This window comes from Methylomarinum vadi, from assembly GCF_000733935.1.
GTDB lineage: Bacteria > Pseudomonadota > Gammaproteobacteria > Methylococcales > Methylomonadaceae > Methylomarinum > Methylomarinum vadi.
The window spans coordinates 3,026,929-3,053,079 of sequence record NZ_JPON01000001.1; the positions used below are offsets into that span (position 1 = coordinate 3,026,929).

The following is a 26,151-nucleotide window of genomic DNA, read 5'->3' on the forward strand; positions in this document are numbered from 1 at the left end:
GAGTAATCTAAATCAAAATAGCATTTGATTGGATGGTTTCGACGGTTGACAAAACAGTAGTATCAACGCCAGCAAGGAAAATGCGGCCCCGCCATAAAAGGTAAATTCGGCGCCCAACCGGTCCCATAGCCAACCGGCAATAAAACTGGCCAAAAGCGACAATATTCCACAGGTAAAATTGAATAAACCAAAGGCCGTTCCTTTAAATTCCAGCGGAGTGGTTTCGGCAACGAGCGTAGTTAGAACGCCTTGGCTGAATCCCATATGCAAGCCCCAGCAACAGGCGCCGAGCATGAGAACGGAAATCGACACGGTATGCGCCAGCAACAGATCCGCCAAGATCAGAATCAACAAAGCGGTAGCCAGTAGCCAACGTTTGTTGAAACGGTCGGACAATATACCGACCGGGTAGGCCGAAAGGGCGTAGCACAGGTTCATCATGACCATGACAGACGGAATCCAGACGATCGACAAGCCGATTTGTTGCGCGCGCAAGACGAGAAAGGCCTCGCTGAAACGAGCCAGAGTAAACAGCGCGCCAGTTATTAATACCCACCAATAGGCCCGCGAAAAGCGGGAGATCATAGCGGGGTTAAATGTGAGTTGCATTTCTTGGTCCCGGCTATGGAGCGCCGGTTCATCGACGGCGACAACGATCAACAAAACGGCAATTAAGGCCGGAATGCAAGCGAACCATAAAACCCAGTTGATCGAGTCGTTAAGCAACCACAATAAAAACATCGCAGACAATGGGCCGAGGAATGCGCCAATCGTATCCATCGATTGGCGCAAGCCATAGCAGGCGCCGCGAATTTCGGCCGGTGCAATATCGGCGACCAGCGCATCGCGTGGCGCCCCACGGATACCTTTTCCGATTCTGTCCAGAAAACGCGCGGCAAATACAAGGCCGACTGATTCAGCCAGAGGAAACAAGGGTTTGGACACGGCGGCGAGGCCGTAACCGAGCAACAAAGCCAGTTTACGGCGGGCAAAAAAATCGCTGAGCGCGCCGGAGAACACTTTTACGATATGGGCGACCCCCTCGGCGAAGCCTTCGATCAGGCCGACGGTGATAGCGCTGGCACCGAGTGTCGTGACCAAAAATACGGGCAACAGGCTATGGATCAGTTCCGAGGATAAATCCATGAACAGACTGACAAAGCCCAGAGCCCAGATCGTTCGGGGTATCGCTGTATGCGGACTTTTTTGTCGGAACGATGATGTCATCATTAAGGATAAAAGTTTGGCCGTTTAGCGGATTCGTTTTTTATCGGCACTGGCGCGATGCGCCGATCTCATGGTCTGCCTATGGTCATAACCGTGTTTTTCGCCGGCAGACAATTAGGCAATAAGGCGATGCATGCTTTCCAGCTCGTCTCCCGTCAGATTTATGTCGAAACTATTAAGGTCTTCCCGCATATGCCGCTCAGAGCAAGTGCCCGTCAACGGGACGATGCCGATTTGACCGAGAAAACCAAAGAAAATCTGCTCCGGCGTTTTGCGATGGCGGCGGGCCAGCCTGAAAACGGTTTCGCTGGACAGAATATGGGGATTGGCCGTCAGCGTCCAGAAGCTTTGATAGACGATGTCATGCTGACGGCACCATTGTCTTAATGCCGCGTCATAGCCGGAATCCCGATAAAAACGGTTTTGTACGATGGTCGGTTTCACCTCGGCATCGGCATAGAGGCGTTTCAGTCGAGCCAGGTCGTAACAGTTGCTGATGCCCAATTGGCGCGCGCCGCCGCTTGTGTGGATTTGCTCCAAGGCCCGCCAAACCGTCAGTAAATCGCAATAAGGGGAGAGCGGCGAATGCAGCAGCAGGGAATCGACGTAATCGGTTTGCAGGTTTTGTTGCGATGTCTTAAACGATTGCGCAACCTGGCTTTGCAGCGGCGCGTGTTGATCGTAGGGAACCCGGTTGGGATCGTGCCCGGGTAAAGGGGTGAACTTGGTTTGCAGGAATAAATCTTTCCGCCCGATGCCCTGAGTCTGCAAGCGTTGCAAGGCGGTTCCGACCAACGGCTCTTGGTAATGCCTGGGTTGGCAGGCGGTATCGATGCCCCTGAAGCCGGCCTGCACTGCCGTCACCACCAAGTCTTCGGTGCGTTCCTGTTTCCAAGCCGTGCCGTATATTATTCGCGGCATAGCGATGCGGGTTGGGTTTCGGCCTTCGCGAGGCATGGCCATTCAATGAATCCTATGATGTCGTCTTGTGATGCAGACTGATTCTGATTAACACCCAGCCCAATAGCATCATATTGACGCCCAAAAAAAGCCCGAGCACCCAATAACCGGTTTCCGGCCAGCCCAGCCATACTGCAAAAGCAAAACAGATGGCGGTTATGCCGGTAAAGAACATCGAGCCCCAGTGAGCCAAGGGGCGCATCATCAGGGCCAGCGAAACCTTACTGATACCTTCGATGACAAAAAATACGGTGATGATTAATGTCAAGGTCAGGCTGCCTTGAGTCGGGTTTTTAATCAGATAATAACCTACCGCAGTTTGCGCGGCCCCGATAAAAAACCACAGGCCGAACCCCGGCATGGTCATCAAGCCAACCGACCTGACGAGCTGAACGATACCGCCCAGCAATAACAGCCAGCCGAGAAAAAGGGTAATGCCGATGGTGGAGACATGAGGCGCGATGACGGCGAGGGTGCCTAGAATCACGAAAATCAGGCCTTCCAGCAGAAAAATTTTCCAATGCTGTTGCAGGAAAGACAGCATGGCCTCCCGCATTTGTTGCAGGTCTATCGGTTTAGGTTTTTCCATTGCACTTTTCTCGGTGGTTGCGCGGTTCGTACCGCTTGCTGCAATTATCCGTGATTATGTGGGTATGATTGCATTTTCTTATCGCTGCCATAAAATACAGTTCGATTCCAATGGGACCGAAGCCGCGGCATCGTAAGGTACGATACGCGCGGTATAGTCCGTTGCGGGACGGCTGCTTGAAACGCTTGCCGTGTATATGTAACCGTTTACCGCGCCCACTAATTCCCGGCTGCGCTGCATCGGCTGGCAGATGGGGAAATCGCCGTTGACGCCCTCGGCATACAGCTCGACCGCCAACCCCTCTATGTTGATATCGTCGGCATAAACCTGAATCTCGAAATAATGCTGGCCGTTCGCGCTTTCAATATGGATCTCGCCGAAGCGAAGATTGTTCCAATGTTGTTTCAGCATCTGGGTCCAGGCAACCAAGCGTTGACCTTCGGCTGCGTTATCGGCTGCACGTCCCAGGTAATTATCCATCATAAGGTTTAAACCACCGGCTTTAGCCGGTCAGCTTTAGCTGCGATAATTTGCCCAAGGAGGTGGCGATGGACTATAGATACGGCAGCCATACGGTTTACCAAATTGAGTATCATTTTGTTTGGGTTACGAAGTATCGTTATAAAGTGCTGAAGGATGAAATAGCCGAACGAGTGAGAGACTTGGTGCGGCAGACATGCGAAGCCTTTGAGATACGGATTATCAAAGGTGTCGTGAGCAAAGATCATGTGCACATTTTGGTGAGTGCGCCGCCGACTATGGCCCCAAGCGAAATCATGAGGCGAATCAAGGGACGAACTTCGAGCTATCTGTTCGAAGAGTTCCCGCACTTGAAAAAGCGATATTGGGGTCGACATTTTTGAGCCCGCGGTTATTTTTGCGCCACAGTGGGGCAAATGACTGATGAGATGATAAAGCAATATTTGGAGCATCACTTTGAACCTAATCCAAACGATAATTTCAAGATGGAGCCCGACTAAGACGCGTCGTTTAGTCGACGCGTATCCGGACTTTCAGTCCGTTATTGGAACCCACCCGCTTGAGCGGGTGGTTGTTTAGTTTGGGCAGCGGGCAGGTAGTACTGTTCAGTATATTCCTGAACGGCCCGGCTGGCCGAAAATTTCGGCGTCAGCCGCGCCATGCTTTCCCTCATGCGGGCGACCCAGGCGGAAGGAATTCCTTGATCGTCCCGGGCATAGAATTCGGGGATTACTTCCTGTTCCAACAGGTCGTACAAGGCTTCGGCCTCGATGGCGTCCCAGGCGGGATCGTCGTTGTGTTCGCGGACGTCGCCCAAGGCCCAGCCGACATCGGGAGAATAGGCTTCGGCCCACCAGCCGTCCAGTTCCGAAAGATTGATGCCGCCGTTGACGAGCACCTTCATGCCGCTGGTGCCGCAGGCTTCCCAGGGACGACGCGGGGTGTTGATCCAGACATCCACGCCCTGGACCAGACGTTCGGTCAGCAGCATGTCGTAATCGCTTAAAAAAATGATGTGTTTGCGTGCCTTCGATTGGCGGATAAAGTGGATCCACTTGCGAATCAGTTCCTGCCCTTGCTGGTCGGCCGGATGCGCCTTGCCGGCCAGAATTAGTTGAACCGGCCTTTGCGGATTGGTCAAGATGCGTAAAAGCCGTTCCGGATCGTGCAACAACAAGGCGGGTCTTTTATAGGTGGCGAAGCGGCGGGCAAAACCCAACGTCAGAAAATTGTGGTCGAGCAAGTTATGGACTTCGTCGACTGCCTCGGCAGGCGCGCCGCCGGCGGCAAGATGTCGGGTCAGCCGTTTGCGGGCATAAATCACCAGGGATTTCCTGGCGGCGGCGCGGAATTCCCACAATTGCGCATCGGGAATAGCGAAGATGTCTTCGGTCAGTGTTTCGCTGGTTCCCGACCAACGATCCTGACCGCACGATTGTGTCCATATTTTATCGGCCATTGGCGAATCCCAGCTGGGCATGTGCACGCCGTTGGTGACGTGACCGACCGGGATATCGGTCTTCGGCCAGCGTGGAAAAAGCGGCTGGAATATGCTGCGGCTGACATTGCCGTGTAACTGGCTGACACCGTTAACGGCGCCGCTGCCACGGATCGCCAGGTAGGCCATGTTGAAGCTTTCCGCCGGATCGTCGGCGTTGTTGCGTCCCAATGCCAGTAATTGCTCCACCGAAATGCCCAACCGTTGCTCGGCATAGTGACCGAGATATTGTTCGATCAAGGCGGGGGGAAAGAGGTCGAAGCCGGCCTTGACTGCGGTATGGGTAGTAAACAAGTTGCCGGCGCGGGTGGCGGCCAAGGCGATCTCGAATGGCTGCCCGGTCTGTTCCATGAACAGCCGGGCGCGCTCCAGCACGGCAAAGGCGGCATGTCCTTCGTTCAAATGGCAGACTTCTGGCTTTATACCCAGTTCGTGAAGCAGGCGCCAGCCGCCGATGCCCAGGATCATTTCCTGTTGCAATCGTTGTTCCAGTCCGCCGCCATATAGCTCGCTGGTGATGCCCTGATGGGCTGGGAAATTAGCCGCGTCGTTACTGTCCAACAGATATAGCACGGTCCGGCCGACTTGGACTTGCCAGGTACGCAACCAGACGGAATAACCGGGCAGCACGATTTTAAGGCGTAGCCATTCGCCGTCAGCTTCGCGCACCGGTGTGATCGGTAACTGTCCCGGATCGTTGTAGGGATAAAAAGCCTGTTGCGAACCGTCCTGGCTGATCAGTTGCCGAAAATAACCTTGTTGATAAAGCAGGCCGACACCGATGATGGGAATGCCCAGGTCGCTGGCGGCTTTCAATTGGTCGCCGGCGACGTTGCCCAGACCTCCAGAGTAAATCGGCAGCGCCTCGCCCAGCATGAACTCCATGCTGAAATAGGCGACACCTGTGAGCGTCGAGTTGGCGTGTTTTTGTTGGAACCAGCCGGGGGCTTCCTTAAATTGCTGTTTACATTTCAATAATTCCGCGATGGTATCGCGAAACTCCGGGTCTGCGGTGACCTCTTCTACCCGGCTGCGGGAGACCGTTTGTAAAATGCCCCAAGGGTTACGGGTGATTTCCCATTGTTCCGGGTCGAGCCGGCGCCATATCTTATCGGCCGCATGGTTCCAGGCGCAGCGCATGTTCAGGGCCAGTTCGACCAGGGAGTCGAAGCCGTCGATATCCATCAGCTGAGGGCGGCAAACGGTATGATTGAGCGGTTGTTCTTGCTTCATGGGTTGCCTCTAATGATGCATTGGGAAGAAAGACCGTGCTTTATGGAAAAGTCTATTCATGATCGTTGTTTTTGCCATGAAAGTGCATGGAATGCCTGAGCCCGGACAAAAAAGACCTGTGCCGCGGCGAGCTATGTTCAAGGCGATGGTAGACCGTCAGTTTCAAACCGTCCTCGATGAATACCCATACCAGGCAATAGGCCCAGATCAGGCCGATGTATTGCCAGGAAATCGGTGTTACATGCCAGCCATAATGAGCGATGAGTACCGCGACCAGTTGAGTGGCGATGATCGTCATCAGCAATAACGGCGCGGGATAAGGGCGGGTCAGGAAAAAATGCCGGCCGCGCGCCACGAACAAGGTCAAATGCCCGGCCACCGCCAGTTTCAGAAAAATGATGGTTTGCAATTGCGCCGTTTCGACGTGAAAGTGGTTCTTGGCAATAATCAGCAACAAGAATGTTTCGATGACTCCTACCATGCCCAATACGGTCGCTACGGTCAAAACCCGCCGCATATCCCAACTTACCGGCGCCGAAGGCAGACGGGTGTTGTCCTTGGCGATGGTCAGGATCGGCAGATCGTTTAGCAGCGCCAACAGAATGATCATCACCGCGGTGATCGGATAAACGTTGTACACCAGGATCGCCGACACCATGAACAGCATGATGCGGATGGTTTCGGTGATGCGATAAATGGCATAGGCGTTCATGCGTTCGAAAATACGCCGCGCTTCCTCGATCGCATGGGTAATGACGCTCAGCCCCGGCGCGGTCAGCACCAGATCGGCCGCGGCCCGGGCCGCGTCGGTCGCGCCGGAGACGGCGATGCCGACATCGGCCTGTTTCAGGGCGGGCGCGTCGTTGACGCCGTCCCCGGTCATGCCGACGAAATGATGGTCGGCTTGCAGGCTTTTGACCAAGCGGTATTTGTGTTCCGGAAACACCTGAGCGAAACCGTCGGCATGTTCGGCGCAGCGGGCGACCGCCTCGACATCGTCCTGGTCTTTACTGCTGCTGATTTGTTCGGCCGGTACGATATTTTGTCCAAGACCTAGCTGGCCGGCGATTTGTTTGGCGATGGCCAGATTGTCGCCCGTCACCATTTTGATCGCGATGCCTTGGCGTTTGGCGGTGGCGATGGTTTCCCTGGCGTCTTCCCGGGGCGGATCGAACAGCGACAGGATGCCCAGGAATTGCCAGCGACCCTCCTGGTCGGTGCGGGCCACGCCCAGGGCGCGATAACCCTTGACGGCAAAGCCGTCGACGACTTCTTCGGCCTGGCGCCGTTGTTGCGGATTGGGTTGGCATAAATCCAGCACGACCTGCGGCGCCCCCTTGCTGACGCGAAACTGCTTTCCGTCGCCGGCTTGAATCAGCGCCTCGGTGCGCTTGCTGACCGGATCGAAAGGAATGAAGTCGGTTTGGGAGTAGGCGGTTAAGACATTTTTGTCGCCGAGCTTGTGCAGGATGGCGCTGTCTATCGCGTCGGGATTTTCCGCTTCGGCCGCCAACGCCGCCGTCAAAATCAGCGTTGTTTCGTCGGCGCCGTTAAATAAGGCCGAATCACCCAGCGTCAGCTTGTTCTGGGTCAAGGTGCCGGTCTTGTCGGAGCAGAGGATGTCCATGCCGGCCAGTTCCTCGATCGACTCCAGACGAGAGACGATGGCTTTAAGCTTGGCCAGCGTCATCGCGCCGACCGCCATCGTCACCGACAAAACCGCCGGCATCGCCACCGGAATCGACGCCACGGTCAGGATCAACGCGAATTGCACCAGTTCCATGATCGGCAGATGCCGTTCCAGGCCGACCAGAACCAGAACGGCGACTAATGCCATGCTCATGAAAATCAGGTAGTCGCCGATGGTTAGCACCGCTTTTTGAAAATGCGAGACCGTTTTTACCGAGCCGACCAGCTTTGCGGTCTTGCCGAAGAAACTATGGGCGCCGGTAGCGACGACGACGCCGGTCATTTCACCTTGTTTAGCGATCGATCCGGAATAAACCAGGTCGCCGGCGCCTTTATCGACCGGCAACGATTCTCCGGTCAAGGCCGACTGGTCGATGCTCAGATAGTCGCCGGACAGCAACACGATATCGGCCGGGACGATATCGCCAAGCCGCAGGCGGACGATATCGCCGGGCACCAATTGCTCGGCCGGGGTGTCGTGCCACTCGCCATCGCGGCGCACCCGGGCGTGCAGCGCCAATTGTTTTTTCAATTGCGCTATCGCATTGCCGGCTTGGTATTCCTGCCAGAAACCGACGACGGCGTTGAACAGCAGCAGCACCAGGATGATGTCGAGGTCTTCGTAGTCACGCACGAAGGCTGACAATACGGCCGCCGCTTCGATCATCCAGGCGATGGGCCCCCAAAAAAAGGAAAGAAATTTCAGCAGCGGATGTTTACGCCGCTCCTGAATGGTATTGAGGCCGTAGAACGTCAGCCGGGCTTGGGCCGCCTGCTGGGAAAGACCGTTTTTCCCGCTTTGCAGATAGTCGAGAAGGTTGTCGACGCCTAGCGAGCGAATTTTTTCGTCGTTCGGTTGCGGAGGAAATTGCTGAAGCTTTTTTTTCATGGGCAGCCTTCTTGGTTATTTTGTAACGCGAGAACGATATTTTTTCATCGCTAGGCCTTGGGGATAATAATAGTCAAAACGCCGTTCTTGTAATCGGATTTCATTGCCGAGGCGTTGACCGGGCCCGGCAGCGTCAGCGAACGATGAAAAGTGCCGGCAAAACGTTCACGGCGTTGAAAATGCTGCCGGCCTTGGCCCGGCTTGCTTTCGTCTTGCTGTTCCGTTTTCACGGTGATCGATAATTGCTCGCCGTCCAAATCGACCGATAACGATGACGTATCGGCCCCTGGAATGTCCATCTTGACGATATACCGATCCGCTTCTTCCTTCAAGTCTAATGCCGGCATCTTGGTCAGGGAGGAAAAGCCTCGATGCAGATGGAAACGGGAGAAGGCATTGCCGAAGGTCCGGTCGATATTCTGCTGCAGCCGTTGGAATTCCTGGTAGGGGTCCCAGGTCTTATTGCCGAAAAAGTCGTCCTGGGGTAATTGGTTGAAAAACGATTCATCATCAATGCCGGCCGGCTCGGATAATCGTTGCACCTGGTGGTGCAAGGTGTAAATCATGTAAGCTTGCCAGCCGATGATGGCGAACAGGATGAGTCCGGCGATCATTACCAACGATTTGTTCATGACCTTACCTCGATGGTTTGGATTAATATAACGTCCTTGACAAGCAAAAGGATAAAAAATTTTCCTCCAGTTTGATCAAGTCCGCGTTCCCGGTTGTAGACCGGGAAAGTTCCGCCTTCTGCAGTAAAATAGCGGCACTGTATTCGTTGCCCCGGTCGCCGGGGCAACGAAGGGAAAGGCTTAGCGCCCGATCACTCTTATTTCGTCGGATGGATGATTTTGTTTTTAAAGTCTGAGAGCGATTTTTTGATCTTGTTCCAGGTCGCCGCTGATTTTTCCGAATGGATGACGTCCTTGATTTCGTCGATCGACTGGTAAAGCGGTTTATAATCCTTTTTATCGCCGTAGCCAAGCACTTCGGCCAGTTTTAATTTTTGTTTGGCGGCGTCGGTCAGTCTCAGTATATCCGCTCTGCTTTCTTGTTTACTAAGATCGCTTTTGTGCTCCAATTCCGATGCCGCTGTCAATAAGGCTTCGGCGCGTAGTACCGGCAAAGGGATGACGTCGGTAGTCGACACCAACATGTTCAGGACGTCCGACAAGGCCTCGGCCGCCTGATCGGTTTTACCCTGCTCGCTGAGCGAGGCCGCTTCCTTGATTGCTTCCGGAAAGACGCCCAACGGAATACTGGTCGTGGTAATACGGATTTCGCTAACCAACGCCGACAAGATATAGCGGGCGTCTTGAACTTTTTCATCGTCAAGCAATTCGTCGGCGGAATCGACCATCTTCTCGACTTGTTCCGGGCTGCTGTCCAAATCGAAGACTTGCGCCTGCACATCCGCGGGGATCATTTTCAAGTCGGGGTGCTTGGCCAGCAAGATATCGAGTTCCCCCGATACCTTTTGTAACAAAGCCGTGGCTTTGACGCTATCATTCTGGCGCAAGGCTTGCAACGCTTCGCGGGTGCCTTGAATGGCGGCTTTGGCTTCCTGCTCAATTTTTTGCTGCTTTTCTCGCAGTAATTGCTCTTTGGTCGATTGCGTGCCCTTTTCTTGTTTGCTGTTCGTAGTGGCCGGGGGATTGGCAGCCGCGGCGGATACGCTCTGGCCTATAAAAGTGGAAGCGGTCAGGGCTAAGGCGACGGCGGCGGTGATTGTTTTCAATTTAGCTGGATACATGGCTGTTTCTCCTTGATTGATGGGTTAACGTTTACTTCACTAACAGCAAAGTCGATGCCAAGAAAATTAAAAGCCTGTAAGGTCGGTAGTATTCAATGGCCAAGGCGCTGCAAAAGCTTGATGTGTCTTGCAATTGAGTGGGGCAAGGGTTATTGTCGATGCTGACCGTTGCGCGGATGTTGGAAAAAAAAGGGGCAACTTAAGCAAAAGTGGTTAATTACAACCAATCCCAACGGTGGAAATTAACCAAATTACCGAGGGTCAAACGCTTGGGATTTTGCTATGCTACGGACCGACGTCGTCATTTCATGCACGCGAACGAACAATCCAGGCGGCGTAAGACGAGCAAATACAAGTCCATGGCGGTTAAAGCATTCACAATTCCCTCTTTATTTGAGGTGCGCTTCGCTGATCGTGCCGGAGGGTGCGAGAGGCCCCATACGCATTCCTCGTTGATTATTGCTGCCGTATCGAAAGGGACTGTTTCGCTGCAAATGAATAGCTATGAAATTTGTCTGGGAAAAGAAAAGGTTGCCGCTATCGGGCCCCATGTCCGCCATTGTGTCTGCTCTTATTCTCCTGACTTTGCCGGTGTCTATGTGTTGGAAATATCGAGCTTGCCAACGGGTTGCGAAGAATTCGACGAATTCCATCTTCAAGCATTCGGCAGCCGGGTATATCAAGGAAAAGGGAGTTATGACGCTTTTCTTGTTCTTTGCCAAACACTTTTGGGCCGCGCATCTGTCTTTGATAAGGTCAAGGTCTATATCGATTGGGTGTATCGTCTTTTCAGCGACCGTTTCAGTGGCGATTCGCCACAAATACCCCAAAGCTACGAACCGAATTCGCTTGCTAATAGAATTCGGAAAATGCTGGATGAAGAGTGGAAAGAAATCCCTTCCTACGATGATATAGCGAGGTCTTGTGGCTGCAGTAAGGAACATTGCAACCGGGTATTCAAGCAAACTTTTAATCTTACTATGCAGGCCTATTTTCTCAATCAAAAAGCTGCCAAGGCCAGGGAGTTGCTGGTTTCCGAGACAAGGCTTACCGAAATATCGCTAATGTGCGGTTTTTACGATCAAAGTCATTTTACGCGGGTATTCAAGGCGATTTATCAGATTAGCCCGCAAAAGTACCGTGAAGCCGTGTTGGAAACACGTCATTCTCATACAAGAAAAAGCGACGAATAATCTCTATGCTTTCTCTCCATCCCTTTGTTTTACAGCCAGGAGAGAGCATGATAAAGCAACAAGCGCACGATGCAGAAATCGTTAACCAGTTTTCCAAACAAGCTATTCCCTTTGCGCAATTGACCGGCCATCGCGATTCGATGCAATTGCTCGTCGAGCTGAGCAAGGTTTCCGAAGATGACTCCGTGCTCGATGTGGCTTGTGGGCCAGGATTGGTGGCTTGCGAGTTTGCCAAGATCGCCCGGCATGTCACGGGTATCGATCTCACCGAAACCATGATCGAACAGGCCAAACTGCGGCAAATGGACATGGGGTTGACTAATCTCTCATGGGATACCGGAAACGTATTGTCTTTGCCGTATGAATCGAATTCTTTTGCTGTCGTGGTTTCCAGATACAGTTTTCATCATTTTCTTGATCATAAAGCAGTTTTAATGGAAATGATTCGGGTGTGTAAGCACAATGGCATGGTTTTGATTGCCGATGTCGCGTTGCCGAAAGAGAAGGTCGATGCCTACAATCGTATGGAAAAACTTCGCGATCCTTCTCATATTAAAGCGCTTTCTTTGCAAGAGTGGGAACAACTTCTGGGGGAGGCTGGATTGCGAAATCTTCGGCGAGGCAGTTATCAAGTAACTATGGAACTGGAAAAACAGCTCGAGGCTTCATTTCCGAAGCCAGGCGATGATGACAAGTTAAGGCATATATTCAGGCATGATATTGGTCCTAACTGTCTGGGTGTCGATGCGCATTGGGTGGGAACGGACATTCACTTTTCCTATCCGATATCTGTCTATGTTGGAACAAAATAGCCTGGATGCGATCGGATCGATGAAACATCGCGCCGCTTTTCCCTAGACAGGAGGATTCGCGGCGTTGAGCGTTTGCAACGTTATTTTATTCAAAGGATCGCACCATGACGGATTTGTTTAAAGAAAAAGCGCAGGACTGGGATGCTAACGACATGGTCAGAGGGCTTTCCACTGGCATCGCTAACGCCATTCAGGCTAATGTGGCTTTGGACGAGACGCTGCAGGTAATGGATTTCGGTGCCGGCACCGGTCTGATCGCCTTGCAAATTGCAGACAAGGTTAACAAGGTGACCGCCGTAGATGTTTCCCAGGCCATGTTGGATAAACTGCAGGCCAAGGCGGAATTGCATGGAAAAGTTGAGGCTCTGTGCCAAAATATTCTGGAGCAACCATTGGGGATTCGTTTCGACCTGATCGTCAGCGCGATGGCCATGCATCATGTGGAAGACACGGATAAAATGGTTGCATGCTTGGCCGAACATCTGAAGCCGGGAGGCAGGATAGCGCTGGCCGATTTGGATGAGGAGGACGGGTCTTTTCATTCCGTCGACGCGAAAGGGGTCTATCATACCGGCTTCGACCGCGAAACCTTGCAGTCCTTATTGTCACGACACGGTTTCAAAGACATCCGTTTCGTCACCGCCCATGTTCTGAATAAGAGCGATAGACTATATCCTGTGTTCCTTGTGCTGGCGACCGGAGCATAAATAATGTGTAATCGGTTAACGCTTTCGGCATCTGAGGCGCTAAACTTATCATTGGCCCCGGAGTTGATTGTAGAAAAGGCTTCGTATTTGAAGATTTTAAGACCCAGGCAGAGACCACCCTTTTGGGTAATCATCTAAGCAATACCGTGTTTCATGAAATTCTTCACATTTTATGGGCGGATTTATAGCTAGTCTATTAACCATAGCGATCGCATCGGAGGTAATTGTCATGAGCGCTGTTTCCATTGATATAAATACATTAAACGATCTTTTTGATAACCAAAAGAAGATGGACGAGCTGTTTGATTCGATTTTCGACGACGATAATTATTTTATCAACAGTCCCTCTTCTTCATCTCAAGCGACAAGTAGCGGTCCTTCTTATGACGAAGAGAACCCAATCTTATATGGGGGTGAAAGTGTTAAAGAATCACATTTAGCGGTAAGAATACAGAATCCATATTATTTCATTCTACCTATTGTGCTAGAAATTGCCGCAATTTATTGGGTGGCGACAAATCTATTGTAAGTTATTGCTGTTGCAGGGTGGTTTGTCTACCCGCGACCTTGTGGTTAACAAGGCTGTTTCTAGACCATTTTGTGGTCCGTAAAATACTAAGGGTTAACTGGCGTTGAAATTTTTCCGCTGATTGGCAACTGGTAATTTCCAAAATCAACTAATATCATGTCTTTGGCCGGCAAGGTCGAAAACATGAAAGCCCTATCAATTCAATTAGGTTGAAAACTTCAACGCCGGTTAGCTCCGCCTCATTACGAGCGTTTCCTCCACTCAATATAGCATTCAGCCTGTCGAACCGTTTGAAGGTGAGGGCATCGTCTCAAGGATATTGGCCCTTTTTTGCGGCGGAATTATTCAAAGTGGAGTAAAGCTGATTATCGAAAATATCCGACAAAATCTGACGTAAGATTAACAGGGGCTTATTGTTTGGCTTTATTGCCTATTTATAACCGTCCCCAGTACCCAGTAATGCGGCGATGATATTCTTCTGTATTTCCGATGAGCCGGAGAACAGGCGGCTGGCGAGCGCGTCATGGACCAGTTCCGCCAGCGGATTGTTCTGTTGCAGCCCGCAGGCGCCGAGGATGTGGACGGCGTCGAGGCTGGATTGCAGGAAGGCTTCGGCGGCGAACAATTTGGTCTGGGCGCTGGCCATGGTGATTCGTTTGTTGCCGTCCTTCAGCCTGGCGCATTCTTTGACCCATAATCGGGTAGTGTCCAGCCTCAGTTTCATGTCGGCGATTTTATGGCTGATCGCCTGGTTCTTGCCTAGATGCACACCGTTGACCCTACGTTCGCGGCTATGCTTGATCACGTAGTCCAATTGCCAGTCCATGATGCCGCAGATACCGGCGAAGATGAATGCCCGTTCCAGTTCCAGCGCCTGCTGAATCATCATATTGCCGGAGCCGCTTCGGCCCAGTTGCCTGTCCGCAGGGACTAGGCAATTTTCCAGAATGACATCACCCATCGGGGCACTGCGACAGGCCGTTACCTGAGGTGAGTCCAAAAAGTGGGCGCCGATGTCGTCGTGATGGACGATGAAGGCGGATAATTTATCGTCGATGCGGGCGTACACCACCAGTATATCGGCGATCGGTGTATTGGTGATGTAACGTTTGTGGCCGTTCAGCAAAAAACCGCTATCGGTGTTTATTGCTTTCATGGCGAGGGCATTCAGGTCGGAGCCTGCTTGCGGTTCGGTGATAGCATGACCGCCGACTAACAAGCCGGACATCAGTTTGTTGATATAGTCGCCTTGTTGTTGCGGATTGCCGTAATTCAATAACGGGAACAAGGCGCCCCACAGATGGGCATTGATGGAAAGTAACAAGCCTGGATCCTGGCTGTCTTTGCCGAGCGCTTCATGGGCGTCGACCAGGTCAGTGAAACGATTGCCGTAGCCGCCGCGATTGCTATGGATGGCGTGTTTTAAGAGGCCTTGTTGCGCGCAATGTAATAGCCGTTGTAATGAGGCGGTATGATTCCCGCCGCAGGGTAGGTCGTTCGTGTCCATGCTTAGCTAGGCTCCAATTGAAGTTTCAAAGCCTGATAATCGATTTTGCCGTTACTCAAATAGGGCAGCGTTTCCAGCACGATAAATTTACAGGGATGCATATAGGTCGGCAAGCGTTGTTTACACGTTTTAACGATGGTTGCCAGGTCGGCGCCGGGAGTGACGACCAGGGCGGCGGCCGGCCTATGACCGCTAGCACTGTCAATGATACCAACGACAGCGCATTGAGTCACTCCCGGACATCGTAACAGGGCCGTTTCGATTTCCGCCGGTTCGACTCTGTGACCGGAACATTTCAACATGCGATCGAGTCGGCCGTGATAGCAAACTTCGCCGTGTTCGTTCAACGAAACTTTGTCGCCGCTCGCGAAATAACCGTCGGCCGATAAGGCGTCGACCAGCCGTCCTTGCTGCCAATAACCGGAGAGGTTATTGGCGCATTTGACCAGCAGTTCGCCGTTGCTGTCGGTAATTTTTAGCTCGGCGCCGCTGGCCGGAAAGCCGATCGGAATGGGAAGATTGTTTCGCAGGCGCCGGCGTTCGACCGGCCAATAGCAACAGACATTGGTTTCGGTGGGTCCGTATAAATTAAAGAACTCGACCCTTGGCAACAATTCGCACAATTGTTTCAACTGCGCCGTCGGGAAGACTTCCCCGGCGAATAAGATCGATTTTAGGGCGGGCAGCGGCGTGGTGGTCAAAGCGCCTTTCAGCGCGAGGAAGGCGAGTAATGAAGGTACCGTATAGAAAACCGTGATGCGCTGTTGGCTCAGCCAGGCGCTTAACCGGCTCGGCGACAGTGTCAGGCCGGCGGGAACGAAACACACCGTCGCGCCGCTGCGCAGACTGGCGAACAGGTCGAAAACGGATAAATCGAAATGAAACGGGGCCAGCGAGGCGATACGGTCGGCAGGACCAATGTTGAAAGTGCGAACCGCCCAGTCGGCAAAATTAGTCATGGCCCTGTGGCTCAGCGCAACGCCTTTCGGCGTTCCGGTGGAGCCGGACGTATAGAGTATCGCCGCCATGGCTTCGTCATTGCGAATTTGAGGAGATGGGTAGGCGGTTGACGGCGGCTCAATAGCGGCGATATCGAGCCATAGGGAAGGGTGCTCCAGCCAGTCCGGGCAGGGGCCTTGGCCGATGATGCAATGCGGGGCGGCATCGCTGCAAATGAAGCGCAGACGGTCGGCGGGGTTTTTCATATCCAGCGGCACATAGCATGCGCCGGCCTGCAATGTTGCCAGAATGGCGATTGTCGCGTCGATGCCGCGTTCCAGCGCGATGGCGACTCGCTCGCAGTTTGTTGATGCGGTTAATATTCTGGCACGTAGCTGGCAGGCTTGTCGTTCGAGTTGACGATAGCTGAGCCGGCGTTCTCCCTCGCACAAAGCGATGCTGTCGGGAGCGGTTCGGCATTGCCGATGAAAAGCTGAAAGTAGTGGCATGATTCGTTGTTTTCCGTATCGCCTTTACGAGGTTTGCCCCAACAGCTCCTCCAGCATCAGCTGGTGCAATCGTTCGATGAGTGCGCTGTCGGCAATCGGTTCGACGAAGTTATAGCTTAATGTCAATCGGCCCTGAAAGATGCAGCTCAAAAATGCCAGCCCCGGCGGCGTCGTCATTTGGCAGACATGAAACACATTGCTGATTTCGGCCCCCGGAAAACTACCAGGGGCTATGTCCAGCCGTCCGATATCGGAAAACCAGAACGAGCTGCGTTCCTTGCCAGAGCCGTAAGACAGGCGCAGGGTCTTGCCGTACTCGGGCAAGGACAGCCAACTGCCGGCCCACATCAAGGGCAGAAAGGCGTAATCCTGCTGTTTGCGAATGACCTCGGCGTTTTGTCGTTTCAAGTGTTCGAAAATTCGCGAACGGTCTTTAACGATGTCGCGCGGCGCCTGGGCGAATAAGGCGCAGACATGATTCCCGGTTACCGGCGCCAGGGCACGTTGCTTGCGCAGGTTGAAGGCGTAGGGTACGCAATAGGCCTCGCCGTCACGGTCGGGATGCAGTCTTTCCAGGGCGCGCATCAAACAACCGATGTAGTAAAGACTGGTGCCGGTCAGGCCGACCGATTCTCTCGCCAGTTTAAGCACCTGTTCGGTTTGCGCTTCGCTCAGCCTGTGCAATGAATAGTTCAACCGTTGCCGGGGCCTGTCGCAATCGAAAGGCTGAATGCTTTCCAATCGGTCCAGGTTGTCGATATAGCGCTTGCCTTTCCACAACAACGCTATTTTTTGCCACCAACGGTATTTGGCTAATTGCGCATACACCAACGGTTCGCCGAGCGGCTGGCCGAAAGCGGATCGCTGTTCAGCATCGGCTGTGCACAAAAACTTGAGGATCAAATCGGCGCCGCGAGCGTCGCAGAAGGGATGTAGCCAACGGGTGAAAAGGGTGTTTTGCCGAGGTCCCGTCAGCAGATGAAATTCGATCGGCGGAGTGCTTTCCCGTGCCAATTTTTCGTTGACGATAAGGTCGATCGTGGCGCGCTGGAATCCGGCTTCTTCCTGATCTTCCGGACACCGATGATGGAAAAATAACGGCGGCGCCTCTTCGCGTCTGCACCAGTAAAAGCGGCGGCCGATTTGCCGAAGACTCGCCTGCGCCACCGGGAAACGTTCGGCGAATTCTTCGATGCGCCGTTTGAGTTCCTCGATATTCGGCGTTTTACTTAATTCCAGGGCAAAACAGCCGTAACTGCCGGCCAGGCCGTCGCGGCGGATTTCGTCGTCCATGGCCAGAGTAAAACTATCGGCGGGATTGAGCCGTTCGAGAATAGCCTGTTTATCAGCGCTCATGTGCTTTTATGCCGTAAAATCCATTGCTCCAGGGCGTTAAAGGATTGGACGTTATCCGGTTCGATTTCGGTATCGGGCAGAGTGACGCCGAACTCGTTTTCTATGTACATGATCAAGCGCATGATACCCATGCTGTCGAGGCCGGCTTCCAACAAGTCGTCGTCATCGCCGAAGAGCTCCGGTTCGGCCACGAACACCAGTTCCTGAAAGATAAAGTCGCGTAGTTTCTTTTTCATGGTCTTGGTAAGTTATACTTATGGCGGCCAATGATAGCCGATTGCGGCTACAATAGTCACCACCAATCGGACCGGCCGATTTTTACTCGGGCGGCATTACAACAGAGTCCGCTGCGACTTTTTAGAGATTTTTTGCAATATGAATATGGACAGGCAGGTAGGCCGGCAACATGGCTGAGAGAGGCAACGTCGTCATTATCGGTGCGGGACCTGCCGGCAGCATTGCAGGAGCGCTGCTGAGCAAGAAAGGGCACCGGGTGACTATCGTCGAGAGGGACGCTTTTCCCCGATTTTGTATCGGCGAGAGCCTGTTACCGCAGTGCATGGAATTCATCGCCGAGGCCGGCATGCTGGAAGCGGTCAGGGAGGCCGGGTTCCAATTGAAAACCGGCGCGGCTTTTTTGCATCAAGACAAGTATTCCGAATTTTGCTTCGCCGATAAATTTACGCCCGGTTTCGATACCACTTTTCAGGTACAGCGCGATCGTTTCGATGCCTTACTGGCAGAACAAGCGCAAGAAATGGGCGTCGGCATCCGCTGGCGGCAGGAGGTGGTCGCGGCCGATTTCAGCACAAAACCGGTACTAACGATCCGCGATGAAAACGGCGAGCAGTTTGATTTAAGTGTCGACTTCGTTCTCGATGCCAGCGGTTTCGGCAGAGTATTGCCGCGTTTGCTGGAACTGGAAAAGCCTTCCGCTTTTCCATTCCGGCAAGCCTTGTTCACGCATCTGGAAGACCGCATCGACGATCCAGGATACGATCGGAATCTGATCCGAATCATCGTACATCCGCGGATGCACGATGTCTGGTTTTGGTTGATTCCGTTCAGTAACGGCCGGTGCAGTCTCGGCGTGGTCGGTAAACCGGAGATATTCAATCAGCCCGGACTAGATAATGAAACGATGTTGCAGCGCTTTGTCGCCGAAGAGCCTGGGCTGTCAGCTCTGTTGCATAATGCCGTGTTCGATACCCCGGTGAGCAGTCTTGGCGGCTACAGCGCCAATGTCAAAAGTTTGCACGGCAACGGCTTTGCCTTGTTGGGCAATGCTGGCGAATTTCTCGATCCGGTGTTCTCCTCCGGCGTCACGATCGCGATGAAATCAGCCAGCCTGGCCGCCGCAGTATTGGACCGCCAATTCAAGGGCGAGCAAGTTGATTGGCGGAGTGAATTCGCCGAGCCGCTGCAACAGGGCGTAGAGACATTCCGAACTTTTGTCAGTGCCTGGTATGACGGAGGATTTCAGGATATCGTGTTTTATCCGCACTTGAAACAGGCCGAGCAGAAGAACAATATCAAACAGATGATCTGTTCGATTCTGGCCGGCTATGTCTGGGACGAGAGCAACCCCTATGTCAAAAACCACCGCCTGCGCCTGAAGACCCTGGTCGAGTTATGCCGCGAGCCGGGATGGCTATGACCTTGTTTTTGAATGACCTGGGCTTGCTGTGCGCGGCGGGCAGCGAAAAGAATGAAATCTTGCGTCGATTAGTGGCCGGCGACCGCTCGGGATTGGTCAAAACCGAGCGCTATTCGCCGGGACAGGAAGTGTTTGTCGGCGAGGTACAAGGCGATTTGCCGAAAATCGAAGCGAAATTCGCCGTTTATGATTGCCGCAACAACCGCTTGTTGCTGGCGGCGCTGAATCAGATTCGGCCGACGGTGGACGCGATGATCGCCAAGTATGGACCGGAGCGGGTTGGCGTCGTGATAGGGACGAGCACTTCTGGCGTCAGAAATACCGAGTTGGCGCTGGCCGAAGTTGCTGCTGGCAGGCCCAAACCAAACTGGTTCCATTACAAGCAGCAACAGTTTGCAGGTGGTGCCGATTTTCTCGCCCATTTATTGGAGTTGCAAGGTCCCGCTTACGCCGTGTCGACGGCCTGTTCCTCCAGCGGGCGGGCGTTCGCCTCGGCGCGCCGTTTGTTGGCGTTAGGGCTTTGCGATGCCGTCATCGTCGGCGGCGCCGACAGCCTGTGTCGCTTTACCGTGACCGGGTTCGGCGCGCTGGAATCGGTGTCGGCGGGGCATTGTAAACCCTTCGGCCAGCATCGGGACGGCATCAATCTGGCCGAGGCGGCGGGTTTGTTTGTTCTGAGCCGGGACGAAGGGCCGGTGCGTTTGAGCGGTATCGGCGCCAGCAGCGATGCCTATCATTTCTCCGCGCCCGATCCCGAGGGCGGGTCGGTGATCGGGGCGATGGAAATGGCTTTGGCCGAGGCGGACATGCGGCCTGAGCAAATCGATTATATAAACCTGCACGGCACAGCCACGCCGTTGAACGATGCCATGGAAAGCAAGGCCGTCGATAAGGTTTTCGGCAGGCAGATCGCGGTCAGTTCTACGAAAGGCATGACCGGCCATGCCTTGGGCGCCGCCGCCGCGCTGGAGTTGGGGCTGTGTTGGTTGCTGTTGACCAGTGACGATGAGCAAGGGCTATTATTACCGAATAGCAGCGACGACGAGCTGGACGATTCGTTGCCGGCGTTGAATTTTGTCCAGGCCGGGCAAACGTTGGGCCGGCGCATCAATCATTGCCAGAGCAATTCCTTTGCTTTCGGTGGCAACAATATTTCCATTATCGTTTCCCGGACATGACGGACTGGCGGCAATTCAGCGTCGAGGAACTGGTTCCCCATGCCGGTAACATGGTGTTGCTGGAGCGGGTAATTGAATTCGAGCCGGAAAAGATGGTCGCAGAGGTGATCGTGCGCGCAGACGGGTTGTTCGGCGACGAAGGCTCGGTCCCGGCCTGGCTGGGCATAGAATACATGGCGCAAACGGTGGCGGCCTTGGGCGGCATGAAGCGGAGGCTGGCCGGCAAGGCGATCAATTTGGGCTTTTTGTTGGGGACCCGGCGTTATGAATCCAATGTGGACCGGTTTGCGGTAGGAACGGTTCTGACGGTCGGCGTTCGGCATGTGATCCAGGACCAGGGGCTGGGCGTGTTCGATTGCCGTATCGAGGCTGATGGCATTGCGGCGTCGGCCAAACTGAATGTGTATCAACCCGATTCCGCGGTGAACCGGGTAATAACCGATTGAATAGAAAATGAATGAAACAATATTGGTGACTGGCTCCAGTCGCGGTATCGGCAAGGCCGTAGCCTTGTATTTGGGACGTCAGGGTTTCGATGTGGTGGTGCATTGTCGGAGTCGCCGCGACGAAGCGGAACAGGTGACGACGCAGTTGCGGGAGATGGGCCGGCAATCCCGGGTGCTGCAATTCGATTTGGCCGACCGCGAGCAATGCGCGCAGGTTTTGAGCGACGATATCGAGGCTTATGGCGCCTATTATGGCGTGGTCTGCAATGCCGGCATCAGCGCCGACAACGCCTTCCCGGCGATGAGCGGCGAGGAATGGGACAGTGTCGTGCATACCAATCTGGACGGCTTTTACAATGTGCTGAATCCGCTAATCATGCCGATGATCCGGCGGCGCAAGCCGGGACGCATCGTGACGCTGTCCTCCGTGTCGGGAATGATCGGCAATCGCGGCCAGGTCAACTACAGCGCGGCCAAGGCCGGCATCATCGGCGCCACCAAGGCGTTGGCGCTGGAGCTGGCCAAGCGCAATATTACGGTCAATTGCGTCGCGCCGGGACTGATCGATACCGAAATGGTGGAAAATTTGCCGCTGGACGAGATCAAGAAAATGATTCCAATGAGGCGGGTCGGCGCCGCCAGGGAAGTGGCCGCGACGGTGGCGTTTCTGCTGTCGGAGGATGCCGCCTATATCACCCGCCAAGTGATCTCGGTCAACGGAGGATTATGCTGATGAAACGGGTCGTGGTGACAGGGATGGCTGCTCTCACGCCGTTGGGCAACGATTGGGATACGGTCGCGAAAAAACTGAAGACGCAGATTACTGGCATCAGGCACATGGCCGATTGGGACAAGTATAACGGTCTCAATACCCGCTTGGCCGCGCCGGTCGATTTTTCTAGGCCCGAGCATTATACCCGCAAACAGGTGCGCGGCATGGGGCGGGTGGCGATGCTAGGCACTTATGCGACGGAGCTGGCGTTGCTCGATGCCGGTTTGCTGGACGATCCGATCCTGCGCAGCGGCCGGGTGGGCGTCGCCTACGGCAGTTCTTCGGGCAGTTTCGACGGGCTGATCGATTTTACCAAGATGCTGTTGAATTTCGACAAGGGCAGCCTGAACGCGACGTCCTATATCCGCATGATGGGGCATACCTGTCCGGTCAATATCAGCCTGCATTTCAGCATCAACGGCCGTATCATTCCGACATCCAGTGCCTGTACTTCCAGTAGCCAGGGCATCGGTTATGCCTATGAGGCGATCAAGCATGGTCAGCAATTGATCATGGTGGCCGGCGGTAGCGACGAGTTGTCGGCCTCGCAGGCCGCGGTTTTCGATACCCTGTTTGCCACCAGCCTGCGCAACGACGAGCCGGATAAAACGCCTCGTCCGTTCGATCAGGACCGCGACGGGCTGGTGATTGGCGAAGGCGGCGGCAGCTTCATTCTAGAGGAGCGCGAGCACGCCTTGAGCCGGGGAGCGAAGATTTATGCCGAGATCATCGGTTTCGGCACCAATTGCGACGCCTTGCATGTGACCCAGCCCGACAGCGACAGCATGCAGGTGGCGATGCGGTTGGCTTTGCAGGATTCTGGCCTGGCGGCGGAGGCGATCGAATATGTCAGTGCCCACGGTACCGCCACCGAACTGGGCGACATCGCCGAAAGCCAGGCTACATTAGCCGTGTTAGGCGACCGCACGCCGATCAGTTCGATGAAGAGTTATACGGGGCATACCCTAGGCGCCTGCGGCGTAATTGAGGCTTGGGCTGCTTTACGGATGATGCGGGAAGGCTGGTTTCATCCGACCGCTAACCTTCAGCGGGTGGATCCCGCTTGCGCCGAGCTCGATTACATCATGGGGGATGTGCGCCGGCTGGATTGCGAGGTTCTGATGAGTAACAATTTCGCCTTCGGCGGCATCAATACCTCGCTGATATTCAGGCGGGTTTCGTAGCGACCAGATTGAGCAGCGTTTCTTCGCGTTGCTGGGATGGATGAAAACCGAAAAATTCGCAGATGCCCAAATCCCAACGGCTCCACCAAAGATAAGGCTTGGAAATGGTTTCGGGCGCGACGCTGAAACCCGTAGCTTGAATCAATGCCAGGTATTGTTCCGACGTTTTTTGTACGTCCATCGGGTGGCGGAATAGCAGGCGAATGACCGGCGAGTGGATAAATTTGCGGCAGGATTCGGCGAACAGCAGGACGCCACCAGGTTTCAGCACCCGGTAGAATTCGCGCATGGCCTGTTCGTGCTCAATCAGATGGTGAAAGCTTTGGTGGCAGAATAACAGGTCGAAACTGTTATCCATATAAGGCAGGCATTCGGCGTTGCCCGCCGCGATGGCCACCCGAGCGCTGCATTGCCGCCCGTGCATGATGGCTTCCGGCAATAGGGTAGGATCGATTTCTATCGCGTTGATAGATTCCGGGGAGAACCGCTCGTCCAGCAACTTAAGGGAATGGCCCCGGCCGCAGCCGATATCCAAAAGTTTCGCATAACGCTCTTGTTTGTCCGGCATCAGCCGTTCCAGGTCGTTCAGAGCCAGCTTTAGCACATGGTTTAACCAAATGGATGAGTTTAAAAACCAAATGCCGAAAGCGGATTCCTTGACCCAGCGGGTATTTTTTCTCATGGTATTCGATAGGTTAATGTGACGATGTGTCGGTATGACGGTCGAAACATAACCCGAATCAGCAAATTATTCAAAATTGTACGAGATATGAGGTGAATATCGTTATGGGGACTATTGAAATCATTGACACCGATATTACCCAATTGCCTGTCGATGCTATCGTCAATGCCGCCAATACGTCGTTGCTGGGTGGCGGCGGTGTCGACGGCGCGATTCATCGTGCGGCCGGACCTGAATTGTTGCAAGAATGCCGGACCCTGAACGGCTGTCCGACAGGTCAGGCCAAGATCACGCAAGGATATCGCCTGCCCGCCAAATATGTCATTCATACCGTCGGTCCGGTGTGGCGGGGAGGCGCAAACAACGAGGCCGAATTGTTGGCTTCTTGTTACCGTGAAAGCCTGAAACTGGCGCAACAATACCGATTGAAAAGTATTGCCTTTCCGGCGATTTCCTGTGGCGTTTATCGTTTTCCAGTCGATCAGGCTGCAGCTATTGCCATCAACACTGTGCGACACGCTCTCGCCGACAATCCTGAACTGGAAAAGGTTTATCTGGTCTGTTTTGGACAGGCCGCACTAACGGCGTACAATGAAGCATTTGCAAAGGGGAAGGTTGAAGATGGTCGATAAAGAAACGACAGAACAGGAATGGCGGGAAAAACTGACGCCCGAACAATTCAGCATCTGCCGGTTGAAGGGAACCGAGCCGCCCTTTACCGGTAAATACGCCGATTGCAAGAAAGACGGCATTTACCATTGTGTTTGTTGCGGCAATCCGCTGTTCGACTCCTCGGCCAAATACGATTCCGGTTCCGGCTGGCCCAGTTTTTGGGAGGTGTTGAACGAACGAAGTCTGGATCGGGTGCTCGACGAAAGCCACGGCATGCGCCGAGTGGAAGTGACCTGCCAATCCTGCGGCGCGCATTTGGGACATGTGTTCGAGGATGGGCCGGAGCCGACCGGTTTGCGTTATTGCATCAACTCGGCGGCTTTGGAACTGAAGGAAAGAACATGAATGCTAAGGAACAGGTGCAGGACTTACTCAATTTCATCGATGCCAGTCCCAGCCCCTGGCATGCGGTCGCGACGCTAGAACAGCGTTTGCAACAATTCGATTTCGTGCGTTTGCACGAGGCCGAACAATGGTCGTTGGTGCCCGGCGGCCGGTACTATGTTATCCGCGACGGCTCCTCGATCATCGCCTTCGTGGCGGGAAGTAAGCCGCTCAGCGATACCGGTTTCAAGATTCTCGGCGCGCATACCGATTCGCCTGGGTTGAGGGTCAAGCCGAATGCCATCGGTTTGCTCGATGGCGTGATCAGGGTCGGCGTCGAGGTTTATGGCGGGCCGATCCTGGCGACCTTTACCGATCGCGATTTAAGTTTGGCGGGCAGGGTCAGTTATAAGGCCGACGATGGGGCTATCGCCAGCCGTCTGTGCCGCTTCGACCAGCCTTTGCTGCGTCTACCAAATCTGGCGATCCACATGAATAGGAACGTCAACGACGAGGGTTTGAAACTGAACAAGCAGCTGGAACTGCCGTTATTGTTGACGACTTTTGCCGAGGAACAGTTGCCGCCCGCTTATTTTTATCAGTTGTTGCAGCAGGCAACCGCCATCGATAAAGAGCGGGTATTGAGTTGGGAGCTGCAGGTTTACGATACCCAGAAGGGAGTATTTTGGGGGCCGAGCGAGGAATTTTTCGCCGACAGCCAACTGGACAATCTGGCTTCGTGTCATGCCGGATTGAGCGCCTTACTCGATGAGAACAGTCTAAATGCGGAGGCTACATCGGTCTGCGCATTTTTCGATCACGAGGAAATCGGCAGCGAAAGTCACAAGGGGGCGGACGGCTGTTTTTTACCGGATGTGTTGGAAAGGATGTCGCGCGCCGTGGGGGAAGACCGGGACGGCTATCAACGGGCGCTGGCGCGCAGTTTCATGATCAGCGCGGATATGGCGCACGCCTATCAACCCAATTTTCCCAATGCCTACGAGCCCGATCATAAGGTCATGATCAACCGGGGGCCGGTCATCAAGGTCAACGCCAATCAACGCTATACGTCGGAAAGTTTGTCCGAAGCAATGTTCATGGAATGGTGCCGACAAGCGGAAGTGGGCTGGCAACAATATTCCCATCGCACCGATATCGCCTGCGGCAGCACCATCGGGCCGATGCTATCGGCCAGGTTGGGCGTTCGTACCGTCGATATCGGAAATCCGATGTGGGCAATGCATAGCGCACGAGAATCCGCCGGAGTGTATGACCATATTGATTTGATTAAGGTATTGCGCTGTTTTTTTGCAGGATAATAGCTTATGACGGGAAATGGTCTATGCTTATAGTCTTACATAATATT

At 53.9% G+C, this 26,151-nt stretch carries 25 protein-coding genes and 1 pseudogene; 13 read left to right on the top strand and 13 right to left on the bottom strand.

Annotated elements, in window-relative coordinates; translation table 11 throughout:
• Positions 1 to 12: 12 nt before the first annotated feature.
• The 4 genes from EP25_RS0115070 to EP25_RS0115085 form a co-directional block, all read right to left on the bottom strand.
• Positions 13 to 1,227 (bottom strand): MFS transporter, encoded by a 1,215-nt coding sequence (locus tag EP25_RS0115070; protein WP_235185914.1) that lies wholly within the window; start codon positions 1,225 to 1,227, stop codon positions 13 to 15.
• Positions 1,228 to 1,341: 114 nt separating this feature from the next.
• Positions 1,342 to 2,148 carry an aldo/keto reductase family protein gene (locus EP25_RS0115075; protein ID WP_235185915.1) on the bottom strand — a complete coding sequence of 269 codons (807 nt, stop codon included), beginning with the start codon at positions 2,146 to 2,148 and terminating at the stop codon, positions 1,342 to 1,344.
• 52 nt (positions 2,149 to 2,200) lie between these two features.
• Complete coding sequence (locus EP25_RS0115080) at positions 2,201 to 2,776, bottom strand: HdeD family acid-resistance protein (protein WP_031434662.1); 576 nt, start codon at positions 2,774 to 2,776, stop codon at positions 2,201 to 2,203.
• A gap of 78 nt (positions 2,777 to 2,854) precedes the next feature.
• Positions 2,855 to 3,259: a hypothetical protein gene (locus tag EP25_RS0115085; RefSeq protein WP_031434663.1), complete on the bottom strand. Its 405-nt coding sequence runs from the start codon at positions 3,257 to 3,259 to the stop codon at positions 2,855 to 2,857.
• Between the two features lie 65 nt (positions 3,260 to 3,324).
• Here EP25_RS0115085 and tnpA point away from each other — a divergent pair.
• Positions 3,325 to 3,756 (top strand): annotated as a pseudogene (gene tnpA, locus EP25_RS0115090) (IS200/IS605 family transposase).
• A gap of 41 nt (positions 3,757 to 3,797) precedes the next feature.
• Here the strand turns inward: tnpA and glgP are convergent.
• From glgP to EP25_RS22065, 4 genes are all read right to left on the bottom strand, one after another.
• Positions 3,798 to 5,987, bottom strand: a complete 2,190-nt coding sequence (gene glgP, locus EP25_RS0115100) for an alpha-glucan family phosphorylase (protein WP_084191055.1) — start codon at positions 5,985 to 5,987, stop codon at positions 3,798 to 3,800.
• 52 nt (positions 5,988 to 6,039) lie between these two features.
• Positions 6,040 to 8,565, bottom strand: a complete 2,526-nt coding sequence (locus tag EP25_RS0115105; RefSeq protein ID WP_051906753.1) for a plasma-membrane proton-efflux P-type ATPase — start codon at positions 8,563 to 8,565, stop codon at positions 6,040 to 6,042.
• Between the two features lie 50 nt (positions 8,566 to 8,615).
• Positions 8,616 to 9,197: an Hsp20/alpha crystallin family protein gene (locus EP25_RS0115110; protein WP_031434666.1), complete on the bottom strand. Its 582-nt coding sequence runs from the start codon at positions 9,195 to 9,197 to the stop codon at positions 8,616 to 8,618.
• A gap of 197 nt (positions 9,198 to 9,394) precedes the next feature.
• The gene (locus EP25_RS22065; protein WP_036300677.1) at positions 9,395 to 10,318 is read right to left on the bottom strand and encodes a YfdX family protein; all 924 of its coding nucleotides are present in this window, start codon (positions 10,316 to 10,318) and stop codon (positions 9,395 to 9,397) included.
• Between the two features lie 359 nt (positions 10,319 to 10,677).
• Here EP25_RS22065 and EP25_RS23005 point away from each other — a divergent pair, with 359 nt between their 5' ends.
• From EP25_RS23005 to EP25_RS0115135, 4 genes are all read left to right on the top strand, one after another.
• Complete coding sequence (locus tag EP25_RS23005; protein WP_160172741.1) at positions 10,678 to 11,511, top strand: helix-turn-helix transcriptional regulator; 834 nt, start codon at positions 10,678 to 10,680, stop codon at positions 11,509 to 11,511.
• Positions 11,512 to 11,558: 47 nt separating this feature from the next.
• Entirely contained in the window at positions 11,559 to 12,323 is a 765-nt protein-coding gene (locus tag EP25_RS0115125; protein WP_031434669.1) for a class I SAM-dependent methyltransferase, read from the top strand.
• Between the two features lie 104 nt (positions 12,324 to 12,427).
• Positions 12,428 to 13,030 (top strand): class I SAM-dependent DNA methyltransferase, encoded by a 603-nt coding sequence (locus EP25_RS0115130; RefSeq protein WP_031434670.1) that lies wholly within the window; start codon positions 12,428 to 12,430, stop codon positions 13,028 to 13,030.
• Between the two features lie 229 nt (positions 13,031 to 13,259).
• Positions 13,260 to 13,559, top strand: coding sequence for a hypothetical protein (locus EP25_RS0115135; protein WP_031434671.1), 300 nt, complete (start codon positions 13,260 to 13,262; stop codon positions 13,557 to 13,559).
• Positions 13,560 to 13,989: 430 nt separating this feature from the next.
• Here EP25_RS0115135 and EP25_RS0115140 read toward each other — a convergent pair whose 3' ends face one another.
• From EP25_RS0115140 to EP25_RS0115155, 4 genes are read right to left on the bottom strand one after another with little or no spacing between them, the layout of a single operon-like run.
• A complete protein-coding gene (locus tag EP25_RS0115140; RefSeq protein WP_031434672.1) occupies positions 13,990 to 15,066 on the bottom strand; it encodes an acyl-CoA dehydrogenase family protein in 1,077 nt (358 codons plus the stop codon).
• 2 nt (positions 15,067 to 15,068) lie between these two features.
• Positions 15,069 to 16,514 carry an amino acid adenylation domain-containing protein gene (locus EP25_RS0115145; RefSeq protein ID WP_031434673.1) on the bottom strand — a complete coding sequence of 482 codons (1,446 nt, stop codon included), beginning with the start codon at positions 16,512 to 16,514 and terminating at the stop codon, positions 15,069 to 15,071.
• Positions 16,515 to 16,538: 24 nt separating this feature from the next.
• Positions 16,539 to 17,870 (bottom strand): hypothetical protein, encoded by a 1,332-nt coding sequence (locus tag EP25_RS0115150; RefSeq protein ID WP_051906758.1) that lies wholly within the window; start codon positions 17,868 to 17,870, stop codon positions 16,539 to 16,541.
• Positions 17,867 to 18,106 carry an acyl carrier protein gene (locus tag EP25_RS0115155; RefSeq protein ID WP_031434675.1) on the bottom strand — a complete coding sequence of 80 codons (240 nt, stop codon included), beginning with the start codon at positions 18,104 to 18,106 and terminating at the stop codon, positions 17,867 to 17,869. The genes EP25_RS0115150 and EP25_RS0115155 overlap by 4 nt, the downstream gene beginning before the upstream one ends.
• Before the next feature lie 170 nt (positions 18,107 to 18,276).
• Here EP25_RS0115155 and EP25_RS0115160 point away from each other — a divergent pair, with 170 nt between their 5' ends.
• The 5 genes from EP25_RS0115160 to EP25_RS0115180 are packed head-to-tail and all read left to right on the top strand — an operon-like array spanning position 18,277 to position 23,107.
• Positions 18,277 to 19,527 carry an NAD(P)/FAD-dependent oxidoreductase gene (locus tag EP25_RS0115160; protein ID WP_031434676.1) on the top strand — a complete coding sequence of 417 codons (1,251 nt, stop codon included), beginning with the start codon at positions 18,277 to 18,279 and terminating at the stop codon, positions 19,525 to 19,527.
• Complete coding sequence (locus tag EP25_RS0115165; protein ID WP_031434677.1) at positions 19,524 to 20,705, top strand: beta-ketoacyl-ACP synthase; 1,182 nt, start codon at positions 19,524 to 19,526, stop codon at positions 20,703 to 20,705. Before EP25_RS0115160 ends, EP25_RS0115165 begins: the two co-directional genes overlap by 4 nt.
• Complete coding sequence (locus EP25_RS0115170) at positions 20,702 to 21,151, top strand: ApeP family dehydratase (protein ID WP_031434678.1); 450 nt, start codon at positions 20,702 to 20,704, stop codon at positions 21,149 to 21,151. The genes EP25_RS0115165 and EP25_RS0115170 overlap by 4 nt, the downstream gene beginning before the upstream one ends.
• A 7-nt stretch (positions 21,152 to 21,158) precedes the next feature.
• A complete protein-coding gene (fabG, locus tag EP25_RS0115175; RefSeq protein ID WP_031434679.1) occupies positions 21,159 to 21,884 on the top strand; it encodes a 3-oxoacyl-ACP reductase FabG in 726 nt (241 codons plus the stop codon).
• Positions 21,878 to 23,107, top strand: coding sequence for a beta-ketoacyl-ACP synthase (locus EP25_RS0115180; RefSeq protein WP_084191057.1), 1,230 nt, complete (start codon positions 21,878 to 21,880; stop codon positions 23,105 to 23,107). The genes fabG and EP25_RS0115180 overlap by 7 nt, the downstream gene beginning before the upstream one ends.
• On the opposite strand, the gene EP25_RS0115185 is transcribed toward EP25_RS0115180, so the two are convergent.
• On the bottom strand, positions 23,091 to 23,789 hold the full coding sequence (locus EP25_RS0115185) for a class I SAM-dependent methyltransferase (protein WP_031434681.1): 699 nt from the start codon (positions 23,787 to 23,789) through the stop codon (positions 23,091 to 23,093). The genes EP25_RS0115180 and EP25_RS0115185 overlap by 17 nt on opposite strands.
• A gap of 104 nt (positions 23,790 to 23,893) precedes the next feature.
• On the opposite strand from EP25_RS0115185, the gene EP25_RS0115190 reads away from it, so the two are divergent.
• From EP25_RS0115190 to EP25_RS0115200, 3 genes are read left to right on the top strand one after another with little or no spacing between them, the layout of a single operon-like run.
• Positions 23,894 to 24,421, top strand: coding sequence for an O-acetyl-ADP-ribose deacetylase (locus tag EP25_RS0115190; RefSeq protein ID WP_031434682.1), 528 nt, complete (start codon positions 23,894 to 23,896; stop codon positions 24,419 to 24,421).
• Positions 24,411 to 24,806: a peptide-methionine (R)-S-oxide reductase MsrB gene (gene msrB, locus EP25_RS0115195; RefSeq protein WP_031434683.1), complete on the top strand. Its 396-nt coding sequence runs from the start codon at positions 24,411 to 24,413 to the stop codon at positions 24,804 to 24,806. Before EP25_RS0115190 ends, msrB begins: the two co-directional genes overlap by 11 nt.
• Positions 24,803 to 26,104 (top strand): M18 family aminopeptidase, encoded by a 1,302-nt coding sequence (locus EP25_RS0115200; protein WP_031434684.1) that lies wholly within the window; start codon positions 24,803 to 24,805, stop codon positions 26,102 to 26,104. Before msrB ends, EP25_RS0115200 begins: the two co-directional genes overlap by 4 nt.
• Positions 26,105 to 26,151 lie beyond the last annotated feature (47 nt).